The 6,519-nt window shown below is 75.7% G+C and carries 5 protein-coding genes; 3 read left to right on the top strand and 2 right to left on the bottom strand.

Going from position 1 to position 6,519, the window contains the following annotated elements; genetic code table 11:
- Window positions 1-192: 192 nt before the first annotated feature.
- The gene (locus ACTUAL_RS00365) at window positions 193-3,441 is read right to left on the bottom strand and encodes a helicase HerA domain-containing protein (protein WP_440898858.1); all 3,249 of its coding nucleotides are present in this window, start codon (window positions 3,439-3,441) and stop codon (window positions 193-195) included.
- Window positions 3,438-4,040 carry a hypothetical protein gene (locus ACTUAL_RS00360; RefSeq protein ID WP_440898857.1) on the bottom strand — a complete coding sequence of 201 codons (603 nt, stop codon included), beginning with the start codon at window positions 4,038-4,040 and terminating at the stop codon, window positions 3,438-3,440. The genes ACTUAL_RS00365 and ACTUAL_RS00360 overlap by 4 nt, the downstream gene beginning before the upstream one ends.
- 157 nt (window positions 4,041-4,197) lie before the next feature.
- Here ACTUAL_RS00360 and ACTUAL_RS00355 point away from each other — a divergent pair, with 157 nt between their 5' ends.
- The 3 genes from ACTUAL_RS00355 to pcaH form a co-directional block, all read left to right on the top strand.
- A complete protein-coding gene (locus tag ACTUAL_RS00355; protein ID WP_440898856.1) occupies window positions 4,198-4,995 on the top strand; it encodes a CoA transferase subunit A in 798 nt (265 codons plus the stop codon).
- Between the two features lie 20 nt (window positions 4,996-5,015).
- Window positions 5,016-5,747: a CoA-transferase subunit beta gene (locus ACTUAL_RS00350; RefSeq protein WP_440898859.1), complete on the top strand. Its 732-nt coding sequence runs from the start codon at window positions 5,016-5,018 to the stop codon at window positions 5,745-5,747.
- Between the two features lie 71 nt (window positions 5,748-5,818).
- Window positions 5,819-6,519, top strand: a 701-nt coding sequence (gene pcaH / locus ACTUAL_RS00345) for a protocatechuate 3,4-dioxygenase subunit beta (protein WP_440898855.1), incomplete at its 3' end; no start/stop codon positions are given.

Genomic DNA, 6,519 nt, shown 5'->3' with positions numbered 1-6,519 from the left:
CGCGAAGCGGTCGACCTGCAACCACGCTGGTGCGCGCGTCCCGCAGCCCGTGAAGCGGTCAGCTTGCAACCCACTGGTGCGCGCGTCCCGCAGCTCGTGAAGTGGTCAACCTGCAACCCGATAGCGCGCGCGTCCTGCGGTCCGTGAGTGGGGGCGCTGGTGCTCGTCTTGCGTGTGGTGGTCTTGTGCGGGTCAGGGGCGTGCTCTTGCCAACACCTCGACCTCCGTCAGCGCGCCCTGCGGGTGGTGGCTCAGGCACATCGGCAGGCTCAGCTTGGTGAAGCCGGTGCCCTCCGTCGCGCCGTAGAAGCGGCCCGCGTTCAGGCGGGAGACGTCGTCCACCCGGCCGCCGCGCGCCGCTGCCAGGTCCAGAGCCGCCTGGAACTGCGCGGGTGCGGTCAGCCTGCCGAAGAACTGGGTCGCGGTGTTGCCGGTGACCGAGTTGTGCAGGCCCTTCGGGGCCTGGGTCGCGAAGACCACGCCAAGGCCGTACTTCCTGGCCTGCGCCGCCAGCAGCCTGGTGCTCGCGCTCGACACCACCTCGCCGCGCGACGGCGCGAAGGTCTGCGCCTCGTCGAGGACCAGCAGGCCGCCCAGCGGGCGGTCACCGGCCGGGTTGCGGCGCACCCACGCGAACAGGGCCTGCTGGAGCTGGTGCGCGAACGCCTGGCGCTGGCCGTCCGTCGGCAAGCCGACGCAGCTGATCACCGACACCCGCGCCCGCGCGCCCGGCGGCGGGCGCAGCAGCTCACCGGGGTCCAGGCGGTGGCCCGAGCCGCCGAACAGGGGGTCGGTGATGATCGCCGCGTGCAGGCTGTCGGCCATCTCGGCGGCCAACCGGACGGCGTCGCGCATCGTGCTCGCGCCCTCCGGCAGGTCGTGCAGGAACGCCGCGAACTCCGCCACGTCCCGACCGCCGCGACCGGCGAACGCGGCCAGCGCCTCGGTCAGCACCGCCCTGCCGTGCACCAGCCTGCGGCCGGACAGGGCGATCTTGGGCAGCAGGCCCGCCACGGCCGCGTCGACCGCGCCCCGGAACTCGTCCGGGTCGGCCCGCACCGCGCCGAAGTCCGGCAGCGGGTCCAGCACCAGCGGCCTGCCGGACTCGCGGCCCGGCGTCCACACCACCACGTCCGTGCCGGACAGGTAGCGGTGGGCGCGGTCGGCGTCGCCGGGGGACCAGCCCTCGGGCGGGGACGGCCAGGCGTCGCCGAGGCGGGCCAGGTCGTTGTTGGTGTCCAGGAGGATCGAGGACACGCCGTGCAGCGCGGCCTCCTCCACCAGGCGGCGCAGCAGCACGGTCTTCCCGGAACCGGTGCCCGCGAACACGGCGACGTGCTTGCGCAGCAGAACGAGGGGCAGGGTGAACGGGCGTCCGGTCGTCGCGTCCGCGCCCAGGGTGATCGTGGCGTCGTGGGCAGCGGGCGCGTCGTTCCAGCCGGAGTCCGGCTGGAACGGGTCGGGCGCACCCGGCCTAGGGGTGAACAGGTTGCCCGCCAGGCGGGTCGGCTCGGCCGCAGGCCAGCCCCGTTCCGGCCACCGCGGGGACGGCCACTGCTGCTGCGGCACGTCCGGCAGCGCGCGGATCGGCTCCTCGTACTCCTGTTCCGGCCACACCGGCTCGTCCTGCCCGGAGGAGTGGTCGGAACCGGCGCGACCCGCCCCCACCGGCGGCAGCACCCGGCGCAGCAGCGGCGTCCGGCTCGCGGGCGTGCGCGCGGCCAGCCAGGCCAGCAGCCCGGCGGGCGCCTGCGCCACCAGCTCGCGCAGCGCCGAGAACACCCGCAGGTCCTCCGCCGTCAGCGGCAGGACCTCGCCGCCCGCCGCGACCAGCTCGCCCACCGCCTTCGCGGTCCGCGGGCCGCCGGAGAACGGCGTGCCGCGCAGCACCACCAGTCGGCGCTTGCCGGTCCCGCCGAACACGCCCGCCTCCAGGCACGCCGACCGCAGCCGCGCCAGCACCGCCGTGCTGTGGCCGTGCGCGATCGCCCGGAACGACCACCACACCTCGTCCTCGCTGGCCTCGTCCAGCGTCAGCCGCAACCGGGCGTGCAGCGCGGGCTTGCGGCCCGGCGGCTGGTCGAGCACGAGGTCGCCGCCGTGCTCCACCGCGTAGCAGCGCAGCGCCGCCGACAGCAGCCCCGGCACCAGCTCGTCCTCGCGCGCCGGGTCCAGCGGGGACGTCACGTCCGCCGCCTCGCACGCGCGGGCGAACCGCTCGTCCAGCTCGGCCAACCCGTCCGCGTCCGGCTCCGGCGCGGGCCCCTCGCCCCGGTCGGCCGCGAAGTCCCGCAGCTCCGCCTCGACGTCGTGCGCCAGGCACCACCGCACGTGCTCCTCGACCCGCTGGAGCAACCGCCTCGGCGTCGAGTGCGCCACCTCCGCCCCGCCGAACGCCGCCCGCGCCACCGGCCACGTCGGGTGCGGCGGCGCGAACCCCTCCTCCGCGTACAGCGCCCCCAGGTGCCGCTGCACGATCGCCTCCGCCACGCCCGCGCTCGGCATCGCGGTGCGCAGGTCCAGCACCGCGAACCGGCTCGCCGCCGAGTTCACCGAGCGCTCCGCCAGCAGCTCCCACGACCGGGGCAGGCACGCCACGACCAGCACCGTCCGCCGGGTCTCCTCGCGCAGCCGCATCAGCCCGTCCGCGAGCCGGTCGGCCAGCCCCGAGGTCCCCGGCCGCTGGGTGATCACCGAGTCGATCTGGTCGACGGCCATCACCACCGGCCCGGTCAGCGCGAAGATCCGCGACAGGTCCCCCAGCACCAGCTGCGCGGACCGCGACCGCAGGTGGAAGCCCCACTCCGCCCGGTCCGCCTCGTCGATGCCGCCGTCCTCCAGCGCCAGGAACCGGTGCCCGACCTCGCTCGGCCGCCCCCGCGCCCGGTACAGCACCAGCGCCCGCAGCGTGTCCTGGCACTCCAGCGCCACCTGCGGGTCCAGCTCGCGCACCCGGTCCACCAGCTCGTCCAGGTACTCCCGGCTGATCGGGATCGTGCCGCGCAGCCGCAACCGCGACTCGTCGGTGTGCCCGGTCGCCTTGGCCAGCGCGTCCAGCATCGCGCCGAGCTGGTCGCCCTCGCGGTTGAGCCCGCTGATCGCCCCGTGCACCGCGCCCGCCCAGAACGAGCTGTCGTCCAGCAGCTTGAGCAGGAAGAACCACCCGCCGCGCGCCTGCGCCTCCTGCCGCAACCAGCCCAGCAGGTGCGTCTTGCCGACCCCGCGCTCCCCGCGCAGCACCACCCCGATCGGCGTGGAGCGCGGCTTGCGCGCGGCGGACGCCACGGCCCGCGCCAGCTCCGCGGCGACCGGCCCGTGCAGCTCCGGCACGTGGTGCGCGAGCGGGCTCCAGACGTCGTCGGGCGCGACCGCCGAGTTGAAGTGCACGGCCTGCAGCGCGTTGCGCCGCTCGTCGTCCAGGCCCGGCCCGGCGAGCGTCACCGCGCCACGACCAGCAGGTGCCGCGCCGTCCCGCCCAGCACGATGGCCGCCTCGCGGTCCCTGTCGGTCAGCGACTTCTGGTCCGCCTCGCCCCACAGGCGCACGTCCTCGCGCAGCGCCAGCTCGCCCAGCGCCCGGTCCACGTCCGCGCGCGGCACCCCGAGCAGCCGCTCCCGCAGGTCCGCCAGCGGCACCGAACCGCCCCGGCCGCCGCTGGCCGCGTCGTGCGCCGCCAGCACCAGCGCCACCGGGTCGGGCCGGAACACCTCGGCCACCGTGCCCCCGGTCGCGTCCAGGTGCCGCTTCAGGCCCGCCAGCACCGCCGCCAGCGCGCCACCGGCCGACCCGGACCTCGGCTGCCTCGGCGCGGTCAGCTCCTCGGCGCAGCGCACCGCGCCCCGGTCGGTCAGCTCGTGCGCGAACCCCCGGCCCACCTTCGCGCTCGTCACCAGGCCCAGCCCGTTGAGCCGCCGCCTGGCCGCCCCGTCCAGGGTGAACCCGGCGACCTCCCGCAGCTGCGGGTTGGTCAGCTCGCGGGCCTCAGCCATGAGCACGAGCAGCACCGCCCGCTCGTGCGGGGTCAGCCGCTCCTCGATCACACGTCCCCCTGTGCTCGCCGAACTTCCGTGGTTGATCGCGCCGAACCGGCCGTCCGTTACCGGGCGCTGCTCCACGCGGACCTGTCGGCCCCGGCCCGCCCGGTCATAGGCTCGTTCGGGTGCCGCACCCGTGTTCGCACAGCGCACAGGAGGTCGGATGGCCGTTCTCACGTCCCTCGCCGACGGCGTCGAGGAGGTGGTGCGCGACGGGGACACCACAGCTTTCGAGGGGTTCACGCACCTGATCCCGTTCGAGGCGGGCAACGAGGCCATCAGGCAGGGCCGCCGCGACCTCACCCTGGTGCGGATGACCCCCGACGTGATCTACGACCGGATGATCGGCGCGGGCTGCGCGCGCAAGCTCGTGTTCTCCTGGGGCGGCAACCCCGGAGTGGGCTCGCTGCACCGGTTCCGCGACGCCGTCGAGCACGGCTGGCCCGCGCCGCTGGAGCTGGAGGAGCACAGCCACGCGGGCATGGCCAACCGGTACGCCGCCGCCGCGTCCGGGCTGCCGTTCGCGGTGCTGCGCGGGTACGCGGGCACGGACCTGGTGGGGCGCACGGACAGCATCCGGACCGTGACCTGCCCGTTCACCGGCGAGGTGCTCGCGGCGGTGTCCGCGCTGCGGCTCGACAGCGCGGTCGTGCACGCCCAGCGCGCCGACCGGGAGGGCAACGTGCAGTACTGGGGGATCACCGGCGTGCAGAAGGAGGCGGTGCTCGCCGCGGAGCGGTCGCTGGTGACCGTGGAGGAGGTCGTGGACGAGCTGGAGCCGGTGCCCGGCGCGGTCGTGCTGCCGCACTGGGTGGTCGACCGGGTCGCCGTCGTGCCGGGCGGGGCGCACCCGTCGTACGCGCACGGCTACTCCACCCGCGACAACGCGGCGTACTCCGAGTGGGACGCGATCAGCCGCAGCCGCGAGGAGTTCTCCCGCTGGTGGGGAGGACTGCGGTGAGCGGGCACACCTCGGACGAGATGGTGACGGTCGCCGCCGCGCGGGCGCTGCGCGACGGCGCGGTGTGCTTCGTCGGCATCGGGCTGCCCAGCACCGCGGCCAACCTGGCGCGGCGCACCCACGCGCCCGACCTGGTGCTGGTGTACGAGTCCGGCACGATCGGCGCGAAACCGGACGTGCTGCCGCTGTCCATCGGCGACGGGGTGCTCGCCGAGACCGCGGTGAGCGTGATCGGGGTGCCGGAGGTGTTCAACTACTGGTTGCAGCCCGGCCGGATCGACGTCGGGTTCCTCGGGGCCGCGCAGGTCGACCGGTTCGCGAACATCAACACCACGGCGGTGGGGGACTACGCCTCGCCGTCGGTGCGGCTGCCGGGGGCGGGCGGGGCTCCGGAGATCGCGGCGTCGTGCGGGGAGGTCGTGGTGGTGGTGCGGCAGAGCCCGCGGGTGTTCGTGGAGCGGGTCGACTTCGTCACCTCGTTCGGGCACGGGTCGGGGCCGGGCGAGCGGGAGCGGCTCGGGCTCACCGGGGCCGGGCCGCAGGTGGTGATCACCGACCTCGGGGTGCTGCGGCCGGACCCGCGGACGTGCGAGCTGGTGCTGACGGCGTTGCACCCCGGGGTGGACGTGGCGACCGCGCGCGAGCGGACCGGGTGGGAGCTGCGGGTGGCCGACGACCTGGAGGAGAGCGCGCCGCCGAGCGGGGAGGAGCTGGCGGTGCTGCGGGAGCTGGTCGCGCGCAAGGGCGGGTGAGCGGGCCTGCCGCCTGGGCGCACGGGCGCACGGGCGGAGCCGAGACGTCGAGTCGACCGAGAGGGGCCGCGTTGCCGAGCACGACGATCCCCGCGTACCGGCGGGACCCGGAGTCCCAGCCGCCCGTGGACTTCCCCGCGTACCGCTCGAACGCCCTGCGCGCCCCGCGCAGACCGCTCGCGCTCCTGCCGCAGCGGCTCACCGAGGTCACCGGGCCGCTGCTCGGCGCGGACCGGGTGGGGGAGTTCGACCACGACCTCACCGCCGGGCACGCGGGCGAGCCGCTGGGGCAGCGGATCACGGTGTCCGGGCGGGTGCTCGACGGGGACGGGCGGCCGGTGGCGGGCGCGCTGGTGGAGGTGTGGCAGGCCAACGCGTCCGGCCGCTACCGGCACGACGCCGACCGGCACCCCGCGCCGCTCGACCCGAACTTCACCGGGGTCGGGCGGTGCGTCACCGACCCGGTTGGCGCGTACTCGTTCACCACCGTCCGGCCGGGCGCGTACCCGTGGCGCAACCACGACAACGCCTGGCGGCCCGCGCACATCCACTTCTCGCTGTTCGGGCGGGCGTTCACCCAGCGGCTGATCACCCAGGTGTACTTCCCCGGCGACCCGCTGCTGCCGCTGGACCCGGTGTTCAACTCGGTGCGCGACGAGGCGGCGCGCGCCGCGCTGGTGGCCGCGTTCGACCTGGGCAGCACGGTTCCCGAGCGCTCGCTGGGCTACCGGTGGGACGTGGTGCTGCGCGGCGAGAACCCCACGCCGCTGGG

Source organism: Actinosynnema sp., from assembly GCF_052038725.1.
The sequence above is the reverse complement of the archived record's forward strand: the minus strand, read 5'-3'. Positions and strand labels throughout refer to the sequence as shown.

Bases quoted from the DNA above. Each gene is read 5' to 3' on its own strand.
- ACTUAL_RS00350 (WP_440898859.1), top strand. From the start codon at position 5,016: ATGGTGACGGTCGCCGCCGCGCGGGCGCTGCGCGACGGCGCGGTGTGC.
- ACTUAL_RS00355 (WP_440898856.1), top strand. From the start codon at position 4,198: ATGGCCGTTCTCACGTCCCTCGCCGACGGCGTCGAGGAGGTGGTGCGC.